The following is a 25,105-nucleotide window of genomic DNA, read 5'->3' on the forward strand; positions in this document are numbered from 1 at the left end:
TTTTCATTGCACAGAGAAATACTGTGACGCCATTCATTAATCACGATGATAAATCACCGCACAGAACAGCAAAAAAATCGAACACGTCAAATTTCCCTCACTTCTACGCGGTTATACTGTTTTACCCATAAAGGAGCAGTGGAATCGCTTCCGCAATCGCCCGTTCGGGCAGGTGAACGTCCTTTAGTTCATCCCGTTGCGGGAAAACAAAAATCTGGAGGAATGTCGTGCAAACTTTTCAAGCCGATCTTGCCGTAATAGGCGCTGGCGGGGCTGGATTACGCGCTGCAATTGCTGCGGCACAAGCCAATCCGAACGCTAAAATCGCATTGATTTCAAAAGTCTATCCGATGCGCAGCCACACGGTAGCCGCAGAAGGAGGATCCGCCGCCGTCGCGCAGGATCATGACAGCTTCGAATACCATTTCCACGACACGGTTGCAGGGGGCGACTGGCTTTGCGAACAGGATGTCGTTGATTACTTCGTGCACCATTGCCCAACGGAAATGACCCAGCTGGAACAGTGGGGATGCCCGTGGAGCCGCCGTCCGGACGGGAGCGTCAACGTCCGCCGCTTCGGTGGCATGAAGATCGAACGCACCTGGTTTGCCGCCGATAAGACCGGCTTCCACATGCTGCACACCCTGTTCCAGACCTCCCTCCAGTTCCCACAAATCCAGCGCTTTGACGAACATTTCGTTCTCGACATTCTGGTCGACGACGGTCATGCGCGCGGACTGGTGGCGATGAACATGATGGAAGGCACGCTTGTCCAGATCCGCGCGAATGCGGTGGTGATGGCAACGGGCGGTGCGGGTCGCGTATACCGCTACAACACCAACGGCGGCATCGTCACCGGTGACGGTATGGGCATGGCGCTCAGCCACGGCGTCCCGCTGCGTGATATGGAGTTCGTCCAGTATCACCCAACCGGCCTGCCAGGCTCCGGCATACTGATGACGGAAGGCTGCCGCGGTGAAGGCGGTATTCTGGTCAACAAAAACGGCTATCGCTATTTGCAGGATTACGGCATGGGTCCGGAAACCCCGCTTGGCGAGCCGAAAAACAAATACATGGAACTCGGCCCACGCGACAAAGTTTCTCAGGCTTTCTGGCACGAGTGGCGCAAAGGCAACACCATCTCAACGCCGCGCGGCGACGTGGTGCATCTCGACCTGCGTCATCTCGGCGAGAAGAAACTGCTGGAGCGTCTACCGTTTATCTGCGAGCTGGCGAAAGCCTATGTGGGCGTCGATCCGGTGAAAGAGCCGATCCCGGTGCGTCCAACCGCGCACTACACCATGGGCGGTATCGAAACCGACCAGCAGTGCGAAACCCGCATCAAAGGGCTGTTTGCGGTGGGCGAGTGTTCCTCCGTCGGTCTGCACGGCGCAAACCGACTGGGCTCGAACTCGCTGGCTGAGCTGGTGGTCTTTGGTCGCATGGCGGGCGAACGTGCGATGGAGCGTGCCGCAACGGCAGGTGAAGCTAACAGCGCGGCGCTGGATGCGCAGGTTGCAGACGTCGAAAAACGCCTGAAAGACCTGGTGAACCAGGAAGGTAACGAAAACTGGTCGAAGATCCGCGACGAAATGGGGCTGTCGATGGAAGAAGGCTGCGGGATCTACCGTACGCCAGAGCTGATGCAGAAAACCGTCGACAAGCTGGCGGAACTCCAGGAACGCTTCAAGCGCGTGCGTGTCACCGACACCTCCAGCGTCTTCAATACCGATCTGCTTTATACCATTGAACTGGGCCACGGCCTGAACGTCGCAGAGTGTATGGCCCATTCCGCCCTGGCGCGTAAAGAGTCCCGCGGCGCGCACCAGCGCCTGGATGAGGGCTGCACCGAACGTGACGACGTCAATTTCCTTAAACACACTCTCGCCTGGCGCGATGCGGATGGCACTACGCGACTGGACTACAGCGACGTGAAAATCACCACGCTGCCACCGGCGAAACGCGTGTACGGTGCAGAAGCAGAAGCCGCCGATAAGAAGGAGAAGGCGAATGGCTGAGATGCAAAAACTGAAAATTGAAGTGGTGCGCTACAATCCGGAAGTGGACGCCGCGCCGCACAGCGCTTTCTATGAAGTCCCTTACGACGAGCAAACGTCCCTGCTGGATGCGCTCGGCTATATCAAAGATAACCTGGCCCCAGACCTGAGCTACCGCTGGTCCTGCCGCATGGCAATTTGCGGCTCCTGCGGCATGATGGTCAACAAGGTGCCAAAGCTGGCGTGTAAAACCTTCCTGCGTGATTACACCAAAGGTATCAAGGTTGAAGCGCTGGGCAACTTCCCGATTGAGCGCGATCTGGTGGTCGACATGACCCACTTTATCGAAAGCCTCGAAGCGATTAAGCCGTACATCATCGGCAACCCGCGCACGCCGGATCAGGGGCCAAACACCCAGACGCCCGCGCAGATGGCGAAATACCATCAGTTCTCCGGCTGCATCAACTGCGGCCTGTGCTATGCCGCCTGTCCACAGTTTGGCCTGAACCCTGAGTTTATCGGCCCGGCCGCCATTACCCTGGCGCACCGCTATAACGAAGACAGCCGCGACCACGGCAAAAAAGAACGTATGGCCCAGCTGAACAGCCAGAACGGGGTCTGGACCTGCACGTTTGTCGGTTACTGCTCCGAAGTCTGTCCGAAGCATGTCGACCCGGCTGCCGCCATTCAGCAGGGTAAGGTGGAAAGCTCGAAAGACTTTCTTATCGCTACCCTGAAACCACGCTAAGGAGTGCATGATGACGACTAAACGCAAAGCCTACGTGCGACCAATGCCGTCCACCTGGTGGAAAAAACTGCCGTTTTATCGCTTCTATATGCTGCGTGAAGGCACGGCTGTTCCCGCGGTCTGGTTCAGCCTCGAACTGCTGTACGGGGTTTATGCCCTCAAGCACGGCCCGGAAGCCTGGTCCAGTTTTGTGGGCTTCCTGCAAAACCCAATCATCGTTGTGCTGAACCTGATTGTGCTCGCCGCCGCGCTGCTTCATACCAAAACCTGGTTTGAACTGGCGCCAAAAGCAGCGAACATCATTGTAAAAGGCGAAAAAATGGGGCCAGAGCCGGTCATTAAAGGGCTCTGGGCAGTGACGGCAGTTGTCTCTGTGGTCATTCTGTTTGTCGCACTGTTCTGGTAAGGAGACTACTGTGATCAATCCAAATCCAAAACGTTCAGACGAGCCGGTCTTCTGGGGGCTGTTTGGCGCAGGCGGCATGTGGAGCGCCATTATTGCCCCGGTCATTATCCTGCTGGTCGGGATCATGCTGCCGCTGGGGTTGTTCCCGGGCGATGCGCTGAGCTATGAGCGCGTACTAGCCTTTGCGAGCAGCTTTATTGGCCGCGTGTTCATCTTCCTGATGATCGTCCTGCCGCTGTGGTGTGGTCTGCATCGTATCCATCATGCGATGCACGATCTGAAAATCCATGTGCCAAGCGGTAAATGGGTCTTCTACGGTCTGGCGACCATTCTGACGGTCGTCACGTTGATTGCCGTGGTCACCATCTGACTGAACAGGCCCGCCATCCGGCGGGCTTTTTACTTTTTCATCTTCTCCACCAGCCACCGGGAAAATTCGCGCATGGCTGGCGTTTTTGCCCGGGACTGCAATCGGGTCAGCCAGTAGCTGCCGAGCTCAACCTGCGTCGCAAAGGGCTGCACAATGCGCTCGCTGGCTAACAGATGGGTAAACATATCGACAGGCGCAATAGCAATGCCCACTCCTGCCTGAGCGGCCTCCAGCATGGTCACGGACGAATCAAATACCATCACGCGGTGCGTTGGTGAAGGGGGATGCTCGCCGGCCGCCTGCATCCACGCGGTCCACTCGTCGCGTCGGTAGGAGCGCAGCAGCGTAAACCTGAGGATGTCGGCCGGACTGTGCAGACTGGCGGCGATATCAGGCGTACACAGCGGCGCGAGCGGCGCATGACAAAGAAATTCAGCCTCGGTGCCGTGCCACGCCCCACCACCGTAGCGGATCGTATAGTCAAGCCCTTCGGCAGCCGGATCAACGCGGTTGTTATGGGTGGAAAGCTGAAGATCGATGTGTGGATAGCCACGGCGAAAATCCTCCAGCTGCGAGAATAAAACCCCGGTGGCAAACGTACCCACCACGCCGATTTTCAGCTTCTCCTGCGCACGATGGTTAGCGAAGCGATCCAGCATTCCGGCTATACGATCGAACGAATCATTCAGCACCGGCAGTAAATTTTCGCCCTCGGTAGTCAACATCAGCCCGCGCGACACGCGAACGAACAGCTGACAGTTAAGGTGCTGCTCCAGCGTTTTCACATGCTGGCTAATCGCCGAGTGCGTCACGTTCAGTTCAATGGCCGCATGCGTAAAGCTGAGATGTCTTGCGGCGGCCTCAAAAGCCCGAAGCGAATTGAGAGGGAGATAGCTTCGCGTCATGGTCTCTTCCGTTAGAAAAATTAACAGCTAATGCTAAATTTAACCGTTTGTCAGGCACAGTCAAATCCAACAGACTACGCCTGTCTGACGGGCCCGGACATCCCCTTGACTCGCTATTACGGAAGATTACTGATGATGAAAAAATCCCTTTGCTGCGCCCTGCTGCTCGGCATCTCCTGCTCTGCTCTCGCCGCGCCAGTATCGGAAAAACAGCTGGCGGAGGTGGTCGCGAATACGGTTACCCCGCTGATGAAAGCCCAGTCTGTTCCTGGCATGGCGGTGGCCGTTATTTATCAGGGAAAACCGCACTATTACACGTTTGGCAAGGCCGATATCGCGGCGAATAAACCCGTTACGCCTCAGACCCTGTTCGAGCTGGGTTCTATAAGTAAAACCTTCACCGGCGTTTTAGGTGGGGATGCCATTGCGCGCGGTGAAATTTCGCTGGACGATCCGGTGACCAGATACTGGCCACAGCTGACGGGCAAGCAGTGGCAGGGTATTCGTATGCTGGATCTCGCCACCTACACCGCTGGCGGCCTGCCGCTACAGGTACCGGATGAGGTCACGGATAACGCCTCCCTGCTGCGCTTTTATCAAAACTGGCAGCCACAGTGGAAGCCTGGCACAACGCGTCTTTACGCCAACGCCAGCATCGGTCTTTTTGGCGCGCTGGCGGTCAAACCTTCCGGCATGCCCTATGAGCAGGCCATGACGACGCGGGTCCTTAAGCCGCTCAAGCTGGACCATACCTGGATTAACGTGCCGAAAGCGGAAGAGGCGCATTACGCCTGGGGCTATCGTGACGGTAAAGCGGTGCGCGTTTCGCCGGGTATGCTGGATGCACAAGCCTATGGCGTGAAAACCAACGTGCAGGATATGGCGAACTGGGTCATGGCAAACATGGCGCCGGAGAAGGTTGCCGATGCCTCACTTAAGCAGGGCATCGCGCTGGCGCAGTCGCGCTACTGGCGTATCGGGTCAATGTATCAGGGTCTGGGCTGGGAAATGCTCAACTGGCCCGTGGAGGCCAACACGGTGGTCGAAGGCAGCGACAGTAAGGTGGCGCTGGCGCCGTTGCCCGTGGCAGAAGTGAATCCACCGGCTCCCCCGGTCAAAGCGTCCTGGGTCCATAAAACGGGTTCTACTGGCGGGTTTGGCAGCTACGTGGCCTTTATTCCTGAAAAGCAGATCGGTATTGTGATGCTCGCGAATACAAGCTATCCGAACCCGGCACGCGTTGAGGCGGCATACCATATCCTCGAGGCGTTACAGTAAAACATTGCCGGGTGGCGCTGCGCTTACCCGGCAAAACATCCTGCACAATCTCCCGCATTTTCCCTGCTGTCATCTACACTTAACAAAAAACAGTAAGGAAACTCCTATGCGCATTCTGCCTGTTATTGCCGCAGTAACAGCCGCGTTTTTAGTGGTTGCTTGCAGTTCCCCTACTCCTCCGCCTGGCGTCACGGTAGTCAGTAATTTCGACGCACAGCGCTTCCTCGGCACCTGGTATGAAATCGCCCGAATGGATCATCAGTTCGAACGGGGCTTAGAGAAAGTCACGGTCAGCTACAGCGCGATGGATGACGGTGGGATCCGGGTCATTAACCGCGGCTATAACCCGGATCGCCAGATGTGGCAGCAGTCAGTTGGTCAGGCCTATTTCACCGGCGCGTCTAACCGCGCGGCCATGAAAATCTCTTTCATCGGCCCATTCTACGGCGGGTATAACGTCATTGCGCTGGACAGAGAGTACCGCCACGCGCTGGTGTGTGGGCCGGATCGCAACTATCTGTGGATCCTCTCCCGCACGCCAACGATCCCGGCGGAAATGAAACAGCAGATGCTGGACATAGCGACCCGGCAAGGGTTTGACGTGACGAAATTAATCTGGGTAAAACAGCCGCATTAGTGGGTACTGAGTTTTAACCCGATGATACCCGCGACGATTAACGCGAGGCTGGCGATACGCGCCAGACTCGCAGACTCCCCCAGCAGCAGAATGCCGGTAATGGCAGCCCCTACCGCGCCAATTCCCGTCCAGACAGCGTAAGCCGTTCCGACTGGCAAGGTTCGCATCGCCCATGACAGCATGACGATACTGACAATCATTGCGGCGATAGTGATGACGCTGGGCGTCAGGCGGGTAAAACCGTGGGTATATTTCAGGCCAATTGCCCATACCACTTCGAGCAAACCGGCAATAACAAGAACGATCCAGGACATATCAGGCTCCTTAACTTAACGACAAGTTGGGGCCGTCCCCGATGAGTGAAGCGCTTACGGGTCGTCCCGCAAGGCTGAGATTGCGCCTTATATTTTGGTTAGCGTGGAATTTTTTTTCAAACTTTTTCTGCTGAACACGTTAAGGCAAGAAATAGCCTCAGTAAGGCACGTAGTTCAGGCATTTATGACTCATCCGACTTCTCTATGATGATAGGCTTTCTGATGGCAGGAAGCCAAACCACTAGCCGACTGCGAAAATTTTATGTTCAAAATTCTTTTGATTGACCGTTGTCACTTCACCCGCACGGGATTTGAAGCCTGGGTCAATCATTCAGACCTGTTTTCGGGTCATTTCGTCGTAACCGGGGTGAATAATCTTTTCCTCGCCAGAGAGCATATCCTGCAATGGAAGCCTGCGCTGGTCATCGCTGATTTATCTGGCTTCCGGCAGGATTTACACCATTTTCAGCAGCTATCCTCCCTGCTGATTGCCAGCGAAACGCTGCCTTTCATTATGCTGCAATCAGGCCAGGAGCAAGAAATGACAGATTATCTGGCGCAGTTCCCGATATGGGCTTCACTTTCCAAAAATACCGATCTGGAAAAACTGGCGGCGGTGATAAACGACGCGCTAACGTCATGCGCAAGCGCGGAGCTTCCTGCAATGGCGGCACCGTTACTGACGCGTCAGGAAGAGAGAGTTCTTACCCTGTGGATGGATGGCGCGAGCAACCAGAAAATTGCCAGCAATCTGCGCATTAACGGAAAAACGGTGTACACGTACAAACGCAATATCCGCATGAAGCTGCATATGGATACGCGCTACTCCCCGTTTTTATCGCTACAGGAAGTGGAGAATTGACGGTACGGTGAAATGACCTGCCGTACCGTCGCTTTCATTAGTTCTGAGCTTTAGTTGCTGCGCCAGAAATCGCGTTACCACCGTCGGAGATATCTTCCCCTACGCCACGGGTGGTGTTACATGCAGTCAGTACCGAAGAAAGCACCAGAACAGAAAAGATCGCTGCAATTGTTTTCTTAACCATAATATCTTCCTTTTATAGCCAAAGTTATTTTGTGTATAGCAACTTAAGAATAGACAAGATCTTGTCGTTTGACGGAAAAGGAAGAATTTTTAGGAAAATTAGACGGAATTAGCTGGCCGCATGGGAAATGATATGGCCGAGATCCTGGATATCTTCACCCACGCCACGCGCGGTGTTGCAACCGGAGAGAATTGCGCTGGAGAGCGCTAACAGAAGCAGAATTTTAACGGTACGTTTCATCTTCCCTGCCTGCAAAATCAGGCGCAGCGGGCGCTGCGCCTTTAATCATGACGTAAATTACTTCACGCGGGATACGTATTCGCCGGAGCGGGTATCCACTTTGATCACTTCACCGATCTGTACGAACAGTGGCACTTTCACCACAGCGCCGGTAGACAGGGTGGCAGGCTTGCCGCCAGTACCTGCGGTATCACCTTTCAGACCTGGATCGGTTTCAACGATTTCCAGCTCAACGAAGTTCGGAGGCGTAACCGCGATAGGCTGACCGTTCCACAGGGTCACGATGCACTCAGCCTGATCCAGCAGCCACTTGGCGTTGTCGCCAATCGCTTTTGCGTCCGCAGACAGCTGCTCGAAGGTTTCGTTGTTCATGAAGTGCCAGAACTCACCGTCGTTGTACAGGTAAGTCAGGTTCATATCGACAACATCAGCGCCTTCAGCGGAGTCAGTAGATTTGAAGGTTTTCTCAACACGGGTACCGGTCAGCAGGCGGCGCAGCTTAACGCGTGCGAATGCCTGGCCTTTACCTGGTTTAACGAATTCGCTGGCTTCAACCGCGTACGGTTCGCCGTCCATCATGATTTTAAGACCAGCACGAAAATCGTTGCTATAGTACGTTGCCATAAGGCCCTCTAAATTTGTTAACTGGTAGCTAAGCCACAAAATGGCGCATATTGTAACCCTAAACACCCCGTCCAGAGAAGATTGGTTATCGCAACTTGCCGATGTAATCACCAGTCCTGATGAATTGCTGCGTCTTTTAGACCTCGAACAGCATGAAGCGTTGTGTGCAGGTCGTGAGGCGAAACGCCTTTTCGCCCTGCGCGTTCCCCGCGCGTTTGTTGCCCGAATGGAAAAGGGTAATCCTGATGATCCGTTATTAAAACAAACGCTTACTTCTCAGGATGAGTTTATTACCGCTCCCGGATACAGCACCGATCCGCTGGAAGAGCAGAACAGTGTCGTCCCGGGTTTGCTGCATAAATACCGCAATCGTGCCCTGCTGCTGGTTAAGGGCGGTTGCGCGGTAAATTGCCGCTATTGCTTCCGTCGCCACTTCCCGTACGCCGAAAACCAGGGCAATAAGCGCAACTGGCAGGTGGCGCTGGACTACATCGCGGCGCACCCGGAGCTGGATGAAATCATCTTTTCTGGCGGCGATCCGCTGATGGCAAAAGATCATGAGCTGGACTGGCTGCTGACTCAGCTTGAGACCATCCCGCATATTAAGCGTCTGCGCATTCACAGCCGTTTACCGATCGTCATCCCGGCGCGTATCACCGACGCCCTGGTCACGCGCCTGGAGCAGTCCCGTTTGCAGGTACTGCTGGTGAACCATATCAACCACGCGAATGAAATTGACGCGGACTTTCGTGCGGCGATGGCGCGTATGCGAAAGGCAGGCGTGACGCTGCTCAACCAGAGCGTATTACTGCGCGGCGTGAACGACAGCGCCCGCGTGCTGGCCGATCTCAGCAATGCCTTATTTGATGCGGGCGTTATGCCCTATTACCTGCATGTTCTGGATCGCGTCCAGGGCGCGGCGCACTTCATGGTGACGGATGAAGAGGCCCGGAAGATTATGCGCGAGCTGTTAACGCTGGTTTCAGGTTATATGGTGCCGAAGCTGGCTCGTGAGATTGGCGGAGAGCCGAGTAAGACGCCGCTGGATTTGCAGCTGCGTCAGCAGTAAAAAGGCAGGTGGCGCTACGCTTACCTGCCCTGGAGATAAAGCGGCAGCGCCATCAAAAGGCTATATCAGTTCGGGCACTTATAGACCTGGCCGTTCATCTGGCTGGCGGTTGGCACAAAGCTGGACAGCATCCCCTGCGTCGGGCTGCTCACCCCGTAAATCACGTTGCCGCCCATTGCCGCAGCCTGATTACGCAGGGCATTGGCCGCACCGCGCATAGAGCCGCCTTCTTCGCCGTGCTGCCCCGACATCCAGTTACTTTGCTCGCCAGTGGCGGTGCCTAACAGCTGGCATTCGCTGCCCGGCTTATCTTCCACAAAGCGAACGCTCTGGCCCGCTGCCGTCAGCTCATTGCTGGTGCTACAACCCGCCAGCAGCAATGCTGCACCTACAATCCCTGCACAGACTTTTATGCGCATGTTATTCCTCGTTTTCAATAAGCTGGACAGTAGTTGTCCGCGTGTAAACCTTATACTAAAAAGATGACCAAAAGAAAAATGCTGAGCATTTCTGCGAGCCAGATTCCGCTGGCACTCCTCCGACATCTTAAATGAATTCTGATAATAACCTTTGGGATATCGTGTTTTAGCCCCCGATCGTTTTTAGTGATGCGACGTACAACTTTTGTACGCGACTCAAAAAAGGGGGGGTTCATGAGTGCATCATCCTCAGGAGAGGAAAAAGTAACCTGGGTGGGCTATCTGGCGTTCGTGCTCACCATCGTATTTTTTTCAGGTTTTTTCGCCAAAAGTACCGAATGGTGGCGCGTGCTGGATTTTACCGTCCTGAACGGCAGCTTTGGACCGGTGAACGGCGCGCTAACGTTTCGCGGCGAGGGCGGCACAGGAGCGAAAGATGGGTTTTTGTTTGCCCTTGAACTGGCGCCCTCGGTCATTTTATCGCTCGGGATCATTGCCGTTACCGAGGGGCTGGGCGGGCTGCGCGCCGCACAACAGCTCATGACGCCCATTCTGCGCCCGCTGCTCGGCGTGCCGGGCATCTGCTCTCTGGCGCTTATCGCCAACCTGCAAAATACCGATGCAGCCGCAGGGATGACCAAAGAGTTGACCGACGAAGGGGCGATTACAGACCATGAACGCGCCATTTTCGCCACCTTCCAGACCAGCGGTAGCGCCATTATCACCAACTATTTTTCTTCCGGCGCCGCACTCTTTACCTTTATTACCGTCCCGGTGATCACGCCGCTTGCCGTCATTCTGGTGTTCAAATTTGTTGGCGCGAACTTCCTGCGACTGTGGATCGCCCACATGGAAGTTCGCCGCGTTCAGGAGGAAAAATGATCGCCCAGCCGCGTAAAAATATCATGGACTTGTTTATCGATGGCGCCCGCCGCGGCTTTACCATCGCCACCACCAGCCTGCTGCCGAACGTGGTCATGGCGTTTGTCATCATTCAGGCGCTCAAGGTAACCGGCCTGCTGGATATTGTCGGCAGGGTATGCGAGCCCATCATGGCCCTGTGGGGGCTTCCGGGTGCGGCGGCAACGGTTCTTCTGGCCTCGGTAATGAGCATGGGCGGCGGTGTGGGGGTCTGCGCCAGTCTGGTCGCTGCCGGCACGCTCAACGGTCACGATGCCACCATCCTGCTGCCCGCCATCTATCTGATGGGTAATCCGGTGCAAAACACGGGCCGTTGCCTTGGCACCGCAGGCGTCAACCCGAAGTATTATCCGCACATCATTACGGTCTGCGTCATTAACGCCCTGCTCTCAATGTGGGTGATGCAGCTACTCTTCTGAGGAGATAAAAATGGATTTTTCAGTGCTGGAACCGCATCTTTTCCGCAATGCGCAGCTTTACGCTCCCGAGGATTTTGGACGTTGCGATCTGCTGATTGCCGGGGGAAAAATCGTCGCAGTCGAAAAAGCGGGCCACACCACAACGAGGCCAGACTGTCCCGAAAGCGATCTCGCCGGAGCGGTGGTTTGTCCGGGGTTTATCGATCAGCATGTACACCTGATTGGCGGCGGCGGTGAAGCCGGTCCCCACACCCGGACGCCAGAGGTGCGATTGTCTGCGCTGGTCGCGGCTGGCATCACCTCCGTTGTTGGCCTGCTGGGCACCGACGGCGTGACCCGCCATCCCGAGTCGCTGCTGGCGAAAACGCGGGCGCTTGAGCATGAAGGGATCAGCGCATGGATGCTGACAGGCGCATATGGCCTGCCTTCTCCGACGATCACTGGCAGTATCGAAAAGGATGTGGCGCTGATTGATAAAATCATTGGCGTGAAATGCGCGATTTCTGACCATCGCTCTTCCGCTCCGGCAGATGACCAGCTCGCGAATATGGCCGCCCAATCACGCGTCGGCGGGCTGCTGGGCGCCAAAGCGGGGATATCCGTGTTTCACCTCGGCAATAGCCCGAAACTGCTCGAGCCGCTGCTTAGCATCCTGAATAACGCCGACGTGCCCCGTACGAAACTACTGCCAACCCACGTCAACCGCGCCCAGGCACTGTTCCACGCCGCACTGGACTATGCCCGCGACGGGGGGTACATCGACATCACCACCAGTATCAGTGAGCCCATTGATGCCGCCACCGCCATCGCGACGGCCCGTGACGCGCAGGTGCCGTTTAACCGGCTCACGCTCAGCTCGGATGGCAACGGCAGCCAGCCGAAATTTGACGCAAACGGTAATCTTGTTGGCATTGGCGTGGCGGGTTTTGAGTCCCTGCTTGAGACGCTACAGCAGCTGGTCGGCCGATATCACCTGCCGCTGGAGGAGGCGCTTCTGCCGTTTACGCGTAACGTGGCGGAGTTTCTCGGTCTGGAGCATAAAGGGCGGATCGCGCCCGGATGCGATGCCGACTTCCTGGTGCTGACGGATGAGCTGAAGATCCGTGAGGTCTGGGCGAAAGGCCGCCAGATGATACGTGAAGGCGTAGTGTGCGTGAAAGGCACGTTTGAGTAGAAAACAATAAAAAACCCCGGGCATTGCTGCCCGGGGTTCGTTCTGAGAGGTTCAGAACAACATGATTACATCATGCCGCCCATGCCACCCATGCCGCCCATACCACCAGCAGCACCTAAGTCAGGCGCGTCGCCTTTAGGCAGGTCGGTCACCATGCACTCGGTCGTGATCATCAGGCCAGCTACAGATGCCGCGTATTGCAGAGCAGAACGGGTCACTTTAGTTGGATCCAGGATACCGAAGTCGATCATGTTGCCGTATTCTTCAGTTGCCGCGTTGTAACCGTAGTTACCTTCACCCGCTTTCACCTTGTTCGCAACCACAGACGGCTCTTCACCGGCGTTGGACACGATCTGACGCAGCGGAGCTTCCATTGCGCGCAGCGCAACTTTGATACCCACGTTCTGGTCTTCGTTCTGAGCAGTCAGGCCAGCCAGTTTAGCGGCTACACGCACCAGCGCGACACCACCACCAGCAACCACGCCTTCTTCTACCGCAGCACGGGTCGCGTGCAGGGCGTCGTCAACGCGTGCTTTCTTCTCTTTCATCTCAACTTCGGTAGCCGCACCGACTTTGATTACCGCTACGCCGCCTGCCAGTTTCGCTACGCGCTCCTGGAGTTTTTCACGGTCATAATCGGAAGTTGCTTCTTCGATCTGCTTACGGATCTGACCAACACGGCCCTGAATAGCGGCTTCTTCACCCACACCGTCGATGATGGTGGTGGTGTCTTTGTTGATCACAACGCGTTTCGCCTGGCCCAGGTCTTCCAGGGTCGCTTTTTCCAGCTCCATACCGATCTCTTCGGAGATCACGGTACCGCCGGTCAGGGTAGCGATATCCTGGAGCATCGCCTTACGACGATCGCCGAAGCCAGGTGCTTTAACCGCTGCCACTTTCACGATGCCACGCATGGTGTTAACCACCAGGGTCGCCAGCGCTTCGCCTTCAACGTCTTCAGCAATGATTACCAGCGGCTTGCCTGCTTTCGCAACGGCTTCCAGCACTGGCAGCATTTCGCGGATGTTGGAGATTTTCTTGTCAGCCAGCAGGATGAACGGGCTTTCCAGCTCAACAGCGCCAGTTTCTGGCTTGTTGATGAAGTATGGAGACAGGTAACCGCGGTCGAACTGCATACCTTCAACCACGTCCAGTTCGTCTTCCAGACCAGTACCGTCTTCAACGGTGATCACGCCTTCTTTACCGACTTTATCCATCGCTTCAGCGATCAGTTTACCTACGGTTTCGTCGGAGTTAGCGGAGATAGTACCAACCTGAGCAATGGCTTTAGAGTCAGAGCACGGTACGGACAGCGCTTTCAGTTCTTCAACAGCGGAAGCGACAGCTTTGTCGATACCACGTTTCAGATCCATTGGGTTCATGCCCGCAGCAACGGCTTTCAGGCCTTCGGTGATGATCGCCTGCGCCAGTACGGTCGCGGTGGTGGTACCGTCACCGGCAGCGTCGTTCGCTTTAGAGGCAACTTCTTTCACCATCTGTGCGCCCATGTTTTCGAACTTGTCTTCCAGCTCGATTTCACGTGCAACAGAAACACCATCTTTGGTGATGGTTGGCGCGCCGAAGGATTTGTCCAGCACTACGTTACGGCCTTTCGGGCCCAGAGTGACTTTCACTGCGTCTGCCAGTACGTTTACGCCGCGGAGCATTTTTACACGAGCGTCGTTACCGAATTTTACGTCTTTAGCTGCCATGTTCTTATTTCCTCAAATTCGTACAGTTTTCGTGCGTTAATTACGCTTCAACAATTGCCAGAATGTCGCTCTCGGACATGATCAACACTTCTTCATTGTCGATCTTCTCGGATTTCACGCCGTAGCCATCGTTGAAAATGACGATGTCACCAACTTTAACGTCCAGTGGCTGCACAGTTCCGTTTTCCAGGATGCGGCCCTTACCGACAGCGATGATTTCGCCACGCGTTGATTTTGCTGCTGCTGAACCGGTCAGAACGATGCCGCCCGCAGACTTGGTTTCAACTTCTTTACGTTTGACGATCACACGATCATGTAACGGACGAATACTCATTGATAGCTCTCCTTTGAGAAAGTCATTATCAGTTATGGATGACGCCGGTCCGCATGCGGTTTTCCGGCTAGTGCCCTGAGAGATGGGGATAGCTTTTTACCCCTTCAAGGGGTAATCGAAAAAAAATTTGCGAAAGTGTTACCATCCACTCTCTTTTGATGGTGGCGGGACGAGGTAAATGAGTGGACTCAGGCAGGAGTTGGGGCTGGCGCAGGGCATTGGCTTACTCTCAACGTCTTTATTAGGCACGGGGGTATTTGCGGTTCCCGCGCTGGCGGCGTTGGTTGCCAGCAATAACAGTCTTTGGGCATGGCCGGTGCTGATCGTGCTGGTGTTTCCGGTGGCGATTGTCTTTGCCATACTCGGGCGGCACTTCCCGAGCGCGGGCGGCGTAGCGCATTTTGTCGGCATGGCGTTTGGGCCGCGGATGGAGCGCGTCACCGGCTGGCTATTTTTGTCGGTGATACCCGTTGGCCTTCCGGCAGCCCTGCATATCGCAACCGGCTTCGGACAGGCGCTGTTTGGCTGGCACGATGAACAGCTGCTGCTGGCTGAACTCGGTACGCTGGCGATTGTCTGGTGGGTAGGCTCGCGCGGGGCCAGTTCCAGCGCCAATCTGCAAACGCTGGTCGCCGTGTTAATTGTCGCGCTGATCGTCGCCATCTGGTTTGCGGGTGACATTACCGTGGCGGATATTCCTTTCCCCGCGATTAACGACATCGACCACGCACAGCTTTTCGCTGCACTATCCGTCATGTTCTGGTGTTTCGTCGGTCTGGAGGCGTTCGCTCATCTGGCATCCGAGTTTAAACAGCCCGAGCGTGATTTTCCCCGCGCCCTGATGATTGGCCTGCTGCTGGCGGGGACCGTGTACTGGGCCTGTACCGTACTGGTGCTGCACTTCAACGCATTCGGTGAAGAGAAAGCCGCCGCCGCGTCGCTGCCGGGCATCGTGGTGCAGATGTTTGGCGTTAAAGCCCTGTGGGTAGCCTGCGTGATTGGCTATCTCGCCTGCTTTGCCAGCCTCAACATCTATATTCAGAGCTTCGCCCGGCTGGTGTGGTCTCAGGCACTTTATAAACCGGATAGCCCCCTCTCACGCCTGTCAAAGCGTCAGCTTCCGGTGAATGCGCTGAATACCGTACTGGGCTGCTGCGTGGTGAGTTCCCTGGCCATTTATCTCCTCGACATCAACCTTGACGCGCTGATTGTCTACGCCAACGGTATTTTCATCATGATCTACCTGCTGTGCATGCTGGCGGGCTGTCGGCTGCTGAAAGGTCGCTTTAAGGCGCTGGCGGCTGTCGGGTGTGTCCTGTGCCTGATGCTGCTGGCGATGGTGGGATGGAAGAGTGTGTACGCCATCGTCATGCTGGCGGGGCTGTGGGTGTTTTTACCGAAGCGGCAAGATCCTCAGGCCCGGTGAGCGAGCGCCACCGGGCCAGAAACTTACCGATCGTCTTTATGATCTAACCGGTCGCGCTGCTCATCCTTACGCTGGTATTCCCCTTCAAAGGTATCCCCCGGACCGGTGCTGAAACCACCGCCTGGCATACGGCTGAAACGCAGATGCGGCAGCAGCTTCATGGTCAGGTGCTTCTGCACCGGCGGCAACAGCAACAGCAGGCCGAGGAAGTCGGTAAAGAAGCCCGGCAGGATCAGCAGCAAACCAGCAATAATCAGCGACACGCTTTTGATCATCTCGGCGGCAGGGCTTTCGCCTGCGGCCATCTTCTGCTGCATTAACAGGAAATTTTTGAAACCCTGATTGCGCACCAGCGACATGCCGATGACGGAGGTGAAGATCACCAGAATCAGCGTCAGCAGGACGCCCAGCACATGGGCAACCTGGATGAAAATCGAAATTTCAATGTAAACATAAAGAAAGAAAGCAATAAATGGTATCCAGCGCACTGGCATCTCCTGTATGGCAGGTGCCTTCTGGCCCCTGACTGAATGTGTTCGCGAAGCGCGTAGATAAGAGATGGTGACGGTTAGCCAAATTTCAATCGGTTTGCACGGATATTTTTTCTGGAAATATTAAAGCGGTGACATATTTCACAGATTAATAATTATCATGAAATCGGGTCGATAATAAGTGATCCAGCTTACGGCAATTCGCTATCATCAGCATATGATCTCGAACATCTGGCCGATTGAGGGAATAATCGTCGGTCATAAAATATTCAAAACCACATATATACTGTGTGTTTAGTACAATCCATCGGCAGCTTGAAAAGAAGGTTCACATGTTAAACAACATTCGTATCGAAGAAGATTTGTTGGGTACCAGGGAAGTTCCAGCGGATGCCTACTATGGTGTTCACACTCTGAGAGCGATTGAAAACTTCTACATCAGCAACAGCAAAATCAGCGACATCCCTGAATTTGTGCGTGGCATGGTGATGGTAAAAAAAGCCGCGGCTCTGGCGAACAAAGAGCTGCAAACCATTCCTAAAAGCGCTGCAAATGCGATTATCGCCGCGTGCGATGAGGTGCTGAACAACGGTAAATGCATGGATCAGTTCCCGGTCGACGTCTATCAGGGCGGCGCGGGCACCTCCGTCAACATGAACACCAACGAAGTGCTGGCAAACATCGGCCTGGAGCTGATGGGTCATCAGAAAGGTGAATACCAGTACCTGAACCCGAACGACCACGTTAACAAATGTCAGTCCACCAACGACGCCTACCCAACCGGCTTCCGCATCGCGGTGTATGCCTCTATCGTCAAACTGGTCGACGCGATTAATCAGCTGGGCGATGGCTTCCAGCGTAAAGCCGTTGAGTTCCAGGACATCCTGAAAATGGGCCGTACCCAGTTGCAGGACGCGGTGCCAATGACCCTCGGACAGGAATTCCACGCGTTTAACGTGCTGCTGAACGAAGAGACCAAAAACCTGCTGCGCACGTCCGAACTGCTGCTGGAAGTGAACCTGGGCGCAACCGCCATCGGTACACGCCTGAACACGCCAGATGGCTATCAGCAGCTGGCGGTACAGAAGCTGGCTGAAGTGTCCAACCTGCCGGTTGTGCCTGCGGAAGACCTGATTGAAGCTACCTCAGACTGCGGCGCCTACGTGATGGTGCACAGCGCACTGAAACGTCTGGCGGTGAAACTGTCCAAAATCTGTAACGACCTGCGTCTGCTCTCCTCCGGTCCGCGCGCTGGCCTGAATGAAATCAACCTGCCAGAGTTGCAGGCGGGTTCATCCATCATGCCAGCTAAAGTGAACCCGGTAGTGCCAGAGGTGGTGAACCAGGTTTGCTTCAAGGTTATTGGTAACGATACGACCGTCACCATGGCCTCCGAAGCCGGTCAGCTCCAGCTTAACGTGATGGAGCCGGTGATTGGCCAGGCGATGTTTGAATCTATCCATATTCTGACCAACGCCTGCTACAACCTGCTGGAAAAATGCATCAACGGCATCACCGCGAATAAAGAAGTGTGTGAAGGCTACGTCTATAACTCCATCGGCATCGTCACCTACCTCAACCCGTTCATCGGCCACCACAACGGCGATATCGTCGGGAAGATTTGTGCCGAAACCGGTAAGAGCGTGCGTGAGGTGGTTCTCGAGCGAGGATTGTTGACCGAAGCCGAACTGGACGATATCTTCTCCGCCCAGAACCTGATGCACCCGGCATATAAAGCGAAACGATATACCGATGAAAGCGAACAGTAACCGTTCAGGCTAAGCTTCCGAAAGGCACGTCACTTGTGACGTGCCTTTTTTCTTTATGGGCGTTACCAAAACACAACAATTCAATATCAACTTGTTAATGAGCAAGGCAGGTCTTTATGTTTGGAGCAGAACTCGTCATCGTCCTGTTGGCGATTTATTTGGGCGCACGACTCGGGGGTATCGGCATCGGTTTTGCTGGCGGTCTCGGAGTGCTTGTACTTACCCTGATCTTTCAGATTAAACCCGGCGCAATCCCTTTTGACGTTATCGAAATCATCATGGCGGTTATTGCTGCTATCGCGGCCATGCAGGTCGCGGGCGGTATGGACTACCTGGTGAGCCTGGCGGAGCGTATGCTGCGTCGCCATCCGAAATACATCACCTTCCTTGCCCCGCTGGTGACCTGGTTTATGACCATCCTCGCCGGTACTGGCCATACCGCTTTCTCCACGCTGCCGGTAATCACCGAAGTGGCGAAAGAGCAGGGTATTCGCCCGTCTCGCCCTCTTTCTATTGCCGTGGTCGCCTCCCAGATTGCGATTACCGCCTCGCCTATTTCCGCGGCGGTGGTCTTCTTCGCGGGTATCCTTGAGCCGATGGGCGTAAGTTACCTGACGCTGCTGGCAATCTGTATTCCGGTGACGCTGATTGCGGTAATGATCACTGCCGTGCTGTGTAACTTCCTCGGCGCCGAGCTGAAAGACGATCCGGTTTACCAGGAGCGTCTGGCAAAAGGTGAAGTGAGCCTGCGCGGTAGCCAGGTCTTCGAGCTGAAGCCGCATGCAAAACGCTCCGTGCTGCTGTTCCTGATTGGTATCGTCGCCGTGATGTTCTACGCCACCGCCATCAGCGATACGGTAGGTCTGATCCAGAACCCGGTTCTGCCGCGTAACGAAGCCATTGTGGTATTTATGCTGACCATCGCGACGCTGATCAGCATCACCTGTAAAATCGACACCAGCGAAGTGCTGAACGCCAGCACCTTCAAATCCGGTATGAGCGCCTGCGTGTGCGTGCTGGGCGTGGCGTGGCTCGGCGATACCTTTGTGAAAGCGCACATCAGCGATATCCAGACCGTTGCAGGCGACCTGCTGCACAACTATCCGTGGCTGCTGGCGGTAGTGCTGTTCTTTGCCGCGACGCTGCTGTACTCCCAGGCTGCGACCACCAAAGCGCTGATGCCTGCGGCACTGATGCTGGGCGTGACGCCGCTGACGGCGATTGCCTCTTTTGCAGCGGTTTCCGCCCTGTTCGTGCTGCCCACCTATCCAACCCTGCTGGCCGCGGTTGAGATGGATGACACCGGCTCAACCCGTATTGGTAAGTACGTGTTTAACCACGCGTTCCTCATCCCGGGCGTGGTGGCGATTACGCTCTGCGTGATCCTCGGCTTTATCATCGGCGGCATTGTGCTGTAAACGATTAGCCGTTGTAAAAATAGTTAAAATCGGGCCGCTCTGCGGCCCGTTTCATTAATGACCAACCGCCTTGCGTGATATAGTGAAGACTTTCGTGATGAGGAGGTCGACTTGTGAACACGCCTGATGCTGTTGTTGTACTGTGCACCGCCCCTGATGAAGCTTCTGCCCAGGATCTGGCCGCCAAAGTGCTGGCCGAAAAACTGGCTGCCTGTGTCGCACTTCTTCCCGGCGCCACCTCCCTTTATTACTGGGAAGGCAAGCTGGAGCAAGAGTACGAAGTCCAGATGTTGCTCAAAACCAACCTGACAAACCAGCAGGCGCTCCTCGATTGCCTCAAGTCTCATCATCCATACCAAACCCCGGAGCTGCTGGTTCTGCCAGTGGTCCACGGCGATAACGATTATCTCTCATGGCTCAACGCTTCATTACGCTGATCCTGCTGCTGTGCAGCACGTCAGTTTTTGCCGGGTTGTTTGACGCACCCGGCCGTTCGAACTTTATTCCTGCCGACCAGGCATTCGTTTTCGACTTTCAGCAAAACCAGCACGATCTCAGTCTCACCTGGCAGGTGAAAGAGGGTTACTACCTCTATCGCAAGCAAGTCAGCATCACGCCGGCAAAGGCGAACGTCGGCGCGTTGCAGATGCCCGCTGGCGAGTGGCACGAGGACGAGTTCTACGGTAAGAGTGAAATTTATCGCCAGCGCTTAAGCGTGCCCGTCACGGTGAACCATGCCGATAAAGGCGCCACATTAACGGTCACCTATCAGGGCTGCGCCGATGCCGGATTCTGTTACCCACCTGAAACAAAGGTCGTTCCGCTTAGCGAAGTGAAAGCGGCGGCCTCCCCTCCCCCCTCAGGGGAAATGGCCAGTGTGAGGGGTGAAGGCGTAGCCGCTTCAGACCTTCCGTTCTCAGCGCTTTGGGCATTATTGATTGGTATCGGCATCGCCTTTACGCCCTGCGTGCTGCCCATGTACCCGCTTATCTCTGGCATCGTGCTGGGCGGTAAACAACGCCTTTCCACCGCCCGCGCGCTGGTGCTGGCCTTTATCTATGTGCAGGGCATGGCGTTAACCTATACGGCGCTCGGCCTCGTGGTCGCCGCTGCCGGATTGCAGTTCCAGGCCGCTCTTCAGCACCCTTATGTGCTTATCGGTCTGTCAGCGGTGTTTATTCTGCTGGCGCTGTCGATGTTTGGCCTGTTCACCCTGCAACTGCCCTCTTCCCTGCAAACCCGTCTGACGCTGATGAGCAACCGTCAGCAGGGTGGCTCTGCGGGCGGCGTGTTCGCCATGGGTGCCATCGCCGGGCTGATTTGCTCCCCCTGCACCACCGCGCCGCTGAGCGCCATCCTGTTATATATTGCCCAGAGCGGCAACCTGTGGCTCGGCGGCGGCACGCTGTACCTCTACGCGCTCGGCATGGGCTTGCCGCTGATCCTGGTGACGGTGTTTGGCAATCGTCTGCTGCCGAAGAGCGGTCCGTGGATGGAGACGGTGAAAACCGCGTTTGGTTTTGTCATTCTGGCGCTGCCGGTATTTCTGCTGGAGCGCATCATCGGTGATGTGTGGGGTACGCGTCTTTGGGCGATGCTCGGCGTGGCCTTCTTCAGCTGGGCGTTTATCGTGAGTCTGGGGGCGAAGAAACCGTGGATGCGCCTGCTACAGATCCTTCTGCTGGCGGCCGCGCTGGTGAGCGTCCGTCCGCTACAGGACTGGGCGTTTGGCACCCCGGCAGGTCAAACGCAGGCGTATCTGAATTTTATACAGATTAAGAACGTGGATGACCTTCACCGCGCTCTGGCGCAGGCGAAAGGCAAACCGGTCATGCTCGATCTCTACGCAGACTGGTGCGTGGCCTGCAAAGAGTTTGAAAAATACACTTTCAGCGATCCGCAGGTACAACATGCGCTGAGCGATACCGTTCTGCTCCAGGCGAACGTTACTGCCAACAGCGCCCAGGATAAGGCTCTACTGAAGCAACTTAATGTGCTCGGGCTGCCTACCATCCTGTTCTTCAATGAACAGGGGGAAGAACAGCCGACGCAGCGTGTAACCGGGTTTATGGACGCGACGGCATTCAACGCGCATTTGCGCAATCGCCAACCGTAAACAACACTTTAGACGGGACAAACCGTTGGGAATAGCGGAGGAGATAACCGTGCAACGCGAAGACGTACTGGGACAAGCCCTGCAATTGCTTGAGATTCAAGGGATCGCCAGCACCACGCTTGAGATGGTCGCCGACCGTATCGATTACCCTCTGGATGAACTTAAGCGCTTCTGGCCGGATAAAGAGGCGCTGCTGTATGATGCCCTGCGCTATCTCAGCCAGCAGGTGGATATATGGCGCAGGCAGCTGATGCTGAATGAAGAGCTGACCACCGAGCAAAAGCTGCTGGCGCGCTATACCGCACTGACGGAGTGTGTTACCAACAACCGCTACCCAGGCTGTCTGTTTATCGCCGCCTGCACCTACTATCCGGATCCCGGACACCCCATCCATCAACTGGCAGATCAGCAAAAACGTGCCGCGCACGAGTTCACACACGAGCTGCTGACCACACTTGAAGTGGATGATCCGGCAATGGTCGCGAAGCAGATGGAGCTGGTGCTGGAAGGTTGCCTGAGCCGCATGCTGGTGAACCGTAGCCAGGCGGATGTGGATACGGCGCACCGTCTGGCGGAAGATATTTTGCGGTTTGCGCAGTGTCGTATGGGTGGTGCTCTGACCTAAGCCAGCATTCCCGTCCAGGCGGAAATAAACAAACACAGCGCCATCGCGCGCTGAAATCGCACCATCGCCACGGTGGTGCGGAAAATCCGGTTCACCGCCTTCCCCAGCCACGCCCAGCACAACAAACAGACCACGGAGATCGCCAGAAACCATAGCGCCATCAGCGTAATATCCCGTAATGCATGGTCGCTTGCCGGAGCAAACAGGCTGACAACTGCCAGCGCCATCATCCACGTTTTTGGGTTTACAACCTGTAATAACGCCGCCGCCCGCGCGGTAAACCGGACATGGCGTCTGGAGGAGAGATTCGCGGCCGGGGCGCTAAACAGCTGCCAGCTCATCCAGGAAAGCCACAGCACGCCCGCCCAGCTCATTACCTGACGTATCAGCGGATACTGGCGTAACACTTCTCCTGCCCCAGCCCCCGAAACCAGAACAATAGCGCTGGCGGCAATACACCCGCCCAGGATCGCTGGAACCGTATTTTTTACGCCAAAGTGCTGACTGTTAGCCAGTACCAGAATATTGGTTGGCCCCGGCGTAATCGAGGCAACAAATGCAAACAGCAGGAAGGGTAATAAATTCACAGGCGACTCCTTTTTTATTAGAGCCACGAATGTGCCGTTATTTTCTGGAAACGTCTGGAAGGTTTGTGCACAACCGGCGGTAGTGTGCCGGAGAAATACGGTATGCCCGCTGGAACCAGCGACCAAGATGGCTTTGATCGGCAAAACCCACTGCCGTCGCAACATCAACAGGCAATTCCCCACACGCCAGCATCTGTCGGGCCTTTGCCAGGCGCAGCTGGATAAGCCAGGCGTGCGGTGCCAGATGAAATTCGCGCTTAAAACAGCGGGTGAGCGTAAAGCGATCCGTACCCGTCTCACGGGCAAGGTCTGACAGCCCCACGTTCTCGCCGATATGCGCATAGAGATAGTCGCGGGCACGATGCGCCACAGCGGAGCTTTGTAGCTGAGACGGGAGTTTCTTACGCCAGTGGCAGTGGGCAGTGATCTGAGAGAGCAGGTTATCCATTGTGCTCTGTTGGACGATCTTCATCTCATCGTTATGCAACGAGGCAAATGTATCACCGATAGCGCGTACCAACTGAGGCTCTCGCGTCAGCGTTTGGGCAAAGTGGAGGGTGTAGCTCCCGGGAGTAGAGTCGTACAGCCCTTGAAGCGTACGGGTGAGCCAGTGTTCATCCAGATAAAAGGTCAGATAAGTAAAGCCCCCCTCTACCGGTGCATCACCGTCATGGATCTCCCCGGGCTCAAGTAAAAAAGCATCGCCCGGCTGGCTACGGTGGCGTTCACGGCGACAGTGGAACTGCTGGGTGCCGGAAAGGGTTATTCCGACCAGATAGCTATCATGCCAGTGGGGATCAAAGGCATGTCCTTCGAAATGCGCCTTAATTGTCTCAATACCTGTTTCTGCATGCTGACGCAGCTCAAGCCAGTCGTTTGCCATACTGCCCTCCTCTTACCGTCAGCATTGTCACATCTTGCCTGAACTGTCTGGAAGATTTGTGCAATTCCAGGGCACAAACGGACAGATTGCCGCAAACTTAAGCAGTTGAACAGCTTTTCCCGAAATAATGTTGACGATCGCGCGCGATTGCGGTTTAATGCGCTCCGTTGCCCGGATAGCTCAGTCGGTAGAGCAGGGGATTGAAAATCCCCGTGTCCTTGGTTCGATTCCGAGTCCGGGCACCACTATTTAAAGAACCCAGCCTATGGCTGGGTTTTTGCTTTTCTGTATCTGCTACGCATTGAATTTTCCCTTCTGTCAGGTAATAGTGATTTTTTTCCCTGACAATGAAAATGATATGACCTTATCTGCTTTAAAAGTCGGGTCACTGCTCCTGCTGTTGATCCTGTTTTATACCGGCCTGTTCACGAGCGATCGCATCACCTGGCTGATGGAGGTGACGCCCGTCATTATCATCATCCCACTTCTGCTTGCCACGCATCGGCGATACCCCCTGACTCCCCTTCTCTATACCCTGGTTTTCTTCCACGCCATCATTCTGATGGTTGGTGGTATGTACACCTATGCAAAGGTTCCGGTTGGTTTTGAGGTTCAGGAGATGCTCGGGCTTAGCCGAAATCCGTATGACAAGCTCGGTCACTTCTTCCAGGGGCTGGTTCCCGCACTGGCAGCGCGAGAAATTCTCCTGCGCGGTGAGTATGTTCGTGGACATCAGATGACGGGATTTCTGGTGTGCTGTGTTGCTCTGGCCATTAGCGCCACCTATGAACTCATTGAGTGGTGGGCAGCTTTGGCGATGGGACAGGGTGCGGATGATTTTCTGGGGACGCAGGGCGATCCATGGGATACCCAGTCTGATATGTTTTGCGCGCTGCTTGGTGCGTTAACGACGGTACTGATCCTTGGGCGTTTCCATCAGCGGCAATTGCTTCGTTTGAATGTGGATAGTACGTTCTGAGTTGCCGGGTGACGGCTTCGCCTTACCCGGCCTGCCGTTTTTCAGCAAATAAACGCAAAAAGGCCATCCTTGCGGATGGCCTCTTCACTTGTTTGATGCCTGGCAGTTCCCTACTCTCACATGGGGAGACCCCACACTACCATCGGCGCTACGGCGTTTCACTTCTGAGTTCGGCATGGGGTCAGGTGGGACCACCGC

Annotated in this window: 29 protein-coding genes, 1 tRNA gene and 1 rRNA gene; 19 read left to right on the forward strand and 12 right to left on the reverse strand. The window is 55.4% G+C overall.

Translation table 11 applies throughout. The features are described from left to right. Positions 1 to 227: 227 nt before the first annotated feature. From frdA to frdD, 4 genes are read left to right on the forward strand one after another with little or no spacing between them, the layout of a single operon-like run. Entirely contained in the window at positions 228 to 2,018 is a 1,791-nt protein-coding gene (gene frdA / locus ACNQ0W_RS12320; protein ID WP_045348183.1) for a fumarate reductase (quinol) flavoprotein subunit, read from the forward strand. Next, on the forward strand, positions 2,011 to 2,745 hold the full coding sequence (gene frdB, locus ACNQ0W_RS12325) for a fumarate reductase iron-sulfur protein (protein ID WP_006810403.1): 735 nt from the start codon (positions 2,011 to 2,013) through the stop codon (positions 2,743 to 2,745). The genes frdA and frdB overlap by 8 nt, the downstream gene beginning before the upstream one ends. Before the next feature lie 10 nt (positions 2,746 to 2,755). After that, complete coding sequence (gene frdC, locus ACNQ0W_RS12330; RefSeq protein ID WP_032646967.1) at positions 2,756 to 3,151, forward strand: fumarate reductase subunit FrdC; 396 nt, start codon at positions 2,756 to 2,758, stop codon at positions 3,149 to 3,151. A gap of 10 nt (positions 3,152 to 3,161) precedes the next feature. Beyond that, positions 3,162 to 3,521, forward strand: coding sequence for a fumarate reductase subunit FrdD (gene frdD, locus ACNQ0W_RS12335; protein ID WP_000609653.1), 360 nt, complete (start codon positions 3,162 to 3,164; stop codon positions 3,519 to 3,521). Positions 3,522 to 3,550: 29 nt separating this feature from the next. Here the strand turns inward: frdD and ampR are convergent, their stop codons facing one another. After that, complete coding sequence (gene ampR / locus ACNQ0W_RS12340; RefSeq protein WP_062932486.1) at positions 3,551 to 4,426, reverse strand: LysR family transcriptional regulator AmpR; 876 nt, start codon at positions 4,424 to 4,426, stop codon at positions 3,551 to 3,553. 132 nt (positions 4,427 to 4,558) lie between these two features. Between ampR and ACNQ0W_RS12345 the strand changes: the two genes are divergently transcribed. Both ACNQ0W_RS12345 and ACNQ0W_RS12350 read left to right on the forward strand, forming a co-directional pair. Next, on the forward strand, positions 4,559 to 5,704 hold the full coding sequence (locus ACNQ0W_RS12345; RefSeq protein WP_062932487.1) for a cephalosporin-hydrolyzing class C beta-lactamase ACT-147: 1,146 nt from the start codon (positions 4,559 to 4,561) through the stop codon (positions 5,702 to 5,704). Positions 5,705 to 5,810: 106 nt separating this feature from the next. Further along, positions 5,811 to 6,341, forward strand: a complete 531-nt coding sequence (locus ACNQ0W_RS12350) for a lipocalin family protein (protein WP_047052638.1) — start codon at positions 5,811 to 5,813, stop codon at positions 6,339 to 6,341. On the opposite strand, the gene sugE is transcribed toward ACNQ0W_RS12350, so the two are convergent. Beyond that, positions 6,338 to 6,655: a quaternary ammonium compound efflux SMR transporter SugE gene (gene sugE / locus ACNQ0W_RS12355; RefSeq protein WP_015572453.1), complete on the reverse strand. Its 318-nt coding sequence runs from the start codon at positions 6,653 to 6,655 to the stop codon at positions 6,338 to 6,340. The two genes, ACNQ0W_RS12350 and sugE, sit on opposite strands and share 4 nt — an antisense overlap. A 262-nt stretch (positions 6,656 to 6,917) precedes the next feature. Here sugE and ACNQ0W_RS12360 point away from each other — a divergent pair, with 262 nt between their 5' ends. After that, a complete protein-coding gene (locus ACNQ0W_RS12360) occupies positions 6,918 to 7,517 on the forward strand; it encodes a helix-turn-helix transcriptional regulator (RefSeq protein ID WP_062932488.1) in 600 nt (199 codons plus the stop codon). A 37-nt stretch (positions 7,518 to 7,554) separates the two neighbouring features. Here the strand turns inward: ACNQ0W_RS12360 and ecnB are convergent, their stop codons facing one another. The 3 genes from ecnB to efp all read right to left on the reverse strand — a co-directional run bounded on the left by ecnB (position 7,555) and on the right by efp (position 8,565). Further along, on the reverse strand, positions 7,555 to 7,701 hold the full coding sequence (ecnB, locus tag ACNQ0W_RS12365) for a lipoprotein toxin entericidin B (RefSeq protein WP_003855942.1): 147 nt from the start codon (positions 7,699 to 7,701) through the stop codon (positions 7,555 to 7,557). 108 nt (positions 7,702 to 7,809) lie between these two features. Beyond that, entirely contained in the window at positions 7,810 to 7,941 is a 132-nt protein-coding gene (locus tag ACNQ0W_RS12370; RefSeq protein ID WP_006810410.1) for an entericidin A/B family lipoprotein, read from the reverse strand. A 57-nt stretch (positions 7,942 to 7,998) separates the two neighbouring features. Next, positions 7,999 to 8,565 carry an elongation factor P gene (efp, locus tag ACNQ0W_RS12375; protein WP_003855940.1) on the reverse strand — a complete coding sequence of 189 codons (567 nt, stop codon included), beginning with the start codon at positions 8,563 to 8,565 and terminating at the stop codon, positions 7,999 to 8,001. 40 nt (positions 8,566 to 8,605) lie between these two features. On the opposite strand from efp, the gene epmB reads away from it, so the two are divergent. Then, on the forward strand, positions 8,606 to 9,634 hold the full coding sequence (epmB, locus tag ACNQ0W_RS12380) for an EF-P beta-lysylation protein EpmB (protein WP_062932489.1): 1,029 nt from the start codon (positions 8,606 to 8,608) through the stop codon (positions 9,632 to 9,634). 65 nt (positions 9,635 to 9,699) lie between these two features. Here epmB and ACNQ0W_RS12385 read toward each other — a convergent pair whose 3' ends face one another. Further along, positions 9,700 to 10,053 (reverse strand): DUF4156 domain-containing protein, encoded by a 354-nt coding sequence (locus tag ACNQ0W_RS12385; RefSeq protein WP_003855938.1) that lies wholly within the window; start codon positions 10,051 to 10,053, stop codon positions 9,700 to 9,702. Positions 10,054 to 10,287: 234 nt separating this feature from the next. On the opposite strand from ACNQ0W_RS12385, the gene ACNQ0W_RS12390 reads away from it, so the two are divergent. The 3 genes from ACNQ0W_RS12390 to iadA are packed head-to-tail and all read left to right on the forward strand — an operon-like array spanning position 10,288 to position 12,567. Continuing rightward, positions 10,288 to 10,935, forward strand: a complete 648-nt coding sequence (locus tag ACNQ0W_RS12390) for a nucleoside recognition domain-containing protein (protein WP_017694685.1) — start codon at positions 10,288 to 10,290, stop codon at positions 10,933 to 10,935. Beyond that, the gene (locus tag ACNQ0W_RS12395; protein WP_006810414.1) at positions 10,932 to 11,393 is read left to right on the forward strand and encodes a YjiG family protein; all 462 of its coding nucleotides are present in this window, start codon (positions 10,932 to 10,934) and stop codon (positions 11,391 to 11,393) included. The genes ACNQ0W_RS12390 and ACNQ0W_RS12395 overlap by 4 nt, the downstream gene beginning before the upstream one ends. A gap of 10 nt (positions 11,394 to 11,403) precedes the next feature. Next, positions 11,404 to 12,567 carry a beta-aspartyl-peptidase gene (gene iadA, locus ACNQ0W_RS12400; protein ID WP_062932490.1) on the forward strand — a complete coding sequence of 388 codons (1,164 nt, stop codon included), beginning with the start codon at positions 11,404 to 11,406 and terminating at the stop codon, positions 12,565 to 12,567. A gap of 65 nt (positions 12,568 to 12,632) precedes the next feature. On the opposite strand, the gene groL is transcribed toward iadA, so the two are convergent. Then, positions 12,633 to 14,279 carry a chaperonin GroEL gene (groL, locus tag ACNQ0W_RS12405; protein ID WP_003855930.1) on the reverse strand — a complete coding sequence of 549 codons (1,647 nt, stop codon included), beginning with the start codon at positions 14,277 to 14,279 and terminating at the stop codon, positions 12,633 to 12,635. Positions 14,280 to 14,319: 40 nt separating this feature from the next. Next, entirely contained in the window at positions 14,320 to 14,613 is a 294-nt protein-coding gene (locus tag ACNQ0W_RS12410; protein WP_003855929.1) for a co-chaperone GroES, read from the reverse strand. Positions 14,614 to 14,791: 178 nt separating this feature from the next. On the opposite strand from ACNQ0W_RS12410, the gene yjeH reads away from it, so the two are divergent. After that, entirely contained in the window at positions 14,792 to 16,039 is a 1,248-nt protein-coding gene (gene yjeH / locus ACNQ0W_RS12415) for an L-methionine/branched-chain amino acid transporter (protein WP_417933202.1), read from the forward strand. A gap of 23 nt (positions 16,040 to 16,062) precedes the next feature. On the opposite strand, the gene ACNQ0W_RS12420 is transcribed toward yjeH, so the two are convergent. Beyond that, positions 16,063 to 16,527, reverse strand: a complete 465-nt coding sequence (locus tag ACNQ0W_RS12420) for an FxsA family protein (protein WP_003855925.1) — start codon at positions 16,525 to 16,527, stop codon at positions 16,063 to 16,065. Positions 16,528 to 16,862: 335 nt separating this feature from the next. Here ACNQ0W_RS12420 and aspA point away from each other — a divergent pair, with 335 nt between their 5' ends. The 5 genes from aspA (at position 16,863) to ACNQ0W_RS12445 (ending at position 22,458) form a co-directional block, all read left to right on the forward strand. Then, positions 16,863 to 18,299, forward strand: coding sequence for an aspartate ammonia-lyase (gene aspA / locus ACNQ0W_RS12425; protein ID WP_015572444.1), 1,437 nt, complete (start codon positions 16,863 to 16,865; stop codon positions 18,297 to 18,299). Between the two features lie 116 nt (positions 18,300 to 18,415). Next, complete coding sequence (locus ACNQ0W_RS12430) at positions 18,416 to 19,717, forward strand: anaerobic C4-dicarboxylate transporter (RefSeq protein WP_003855921.1); 1,302 nt, start codon at positions 18,416 to 18,418, stop codon at positions 19,715 to 19,717. 113 nt (positions 19,718 to 19,830) lie between these two features. Continuing rightward, on the forward strand, positions 19,831 to 20,154 hold the full coding sequence (cutA, locus tag ACNQ0W_RS12435) for a divalent cation tolerance protein CutA (RefSeq protein WP_180261578.1): 324 nt from the start codon (positions 19,831 to 19,833) through the stop codon (positions 20,152 to 20,154). Next, complete coding sequence (locus tag ACNQ0W_RS12440) at positions 20,130 to 21,833, forward strand: protein-disulfide reductase DsbD (RefSeq protein WP_062932492.1); 1,704 nt, start codon at positions 20,130 to 20,132, stop codon at positions 21,831 to 21,833. Before cutA ends, ACNQ0W_RS12440 begins: the two co-directional genes overlap by 25 nt. A 49-nt stretch (positions 21,834 to 21,882) precedes the next feature. Further along, positions 21,883 to 22,458: a transcriptional regulator gene (locus tag ACNQ0W_RS12445; protein WP_017383972.1), complete on the forward strand. Its 576-nt coding sequence runs from the start codon at positions 21,883 to 21,885 to the stop codon at positions 22,456 to 22,458. Here ACNQ0W_RS12445 and ACNQ0W_RS12450 read toward each other — a convergent pair. Both ACNQ0W_RS12450 and ACNQ0W_RS12455 read right to left on the reverse strand, forming a co-directional pair. Further along, positions 22,455 to 23,045 (reverse strand): LysE family translocator, encoded by a 591-nt coding sequence (locus ACNQ0W_RS12450; RefSeq protein WP_062932493.1) that lies wholly within the window; start codon positions 23,043 to 23,045, stop codon positions 22,455 to 22,457. The two genes, ACNQ0W_RS12445 and ACNQ0W_RS12450, sit on opposite strands and share 4 nt — an antisense overlap. A gap of 37 nt (positions 23,046 to 23,082) precedes the next feature. Beyond that, a complete protein-coding gene (locus ACNQ0W_RS12455; RefSeq protein ID WP_047052648.1) occupies positions 23,083 to 23,928 on the reverse strand; it encodes an AraC family transcriptional regulator in 846 nt (281 codons plus the stop codon). 169 nt (positions 23,929 to 24,097) lie between these two features. On the opposite strand from ACNQ0W_RS12455, the gene ACNQ0W_RS12460 reads away from it, so the two are divergent. Next, positions 24,098 to 24,173 (forward strand) — tRNA-Phe (locus ACNQ0W_RS12460). A 113-nt stretch (positions 24,174 to 24,286) separates the two neighbouring features. Beyond that, entirely contained in the window at positions 24,287 to 24,907 is a 621-nt protein-coding gene (locus ACNQ0W_RS12465) for a DUF2238 domain-containing protein (RefSeq protein WP_062932499.1), read from the forward strand. A 97-nt stretch (positions 24,908 to 25,004) separates the two neighbouring features. Here ACNQ0W_RS12465 and rrf read toward each other — a convergent pair. Next, positions 25,005 to 25,105: ribosomal RNA gene (gene rrf, locus ACNQ0W_RS12470) — 5S ribosomal RNA — on the reverse strand; the annotation flags it as partial.

Source organism: Enterobacter cloacae complex sp. 6730903 (assembly GCF_048283985.1).
Taxonomy (GTDB): Bacteria; Pseudomonadota; Gammaproteobacteria; order Enterobacterales; family Enterobacteriaceae; genus Enterobacter; species Enterobacter hormaechei_C.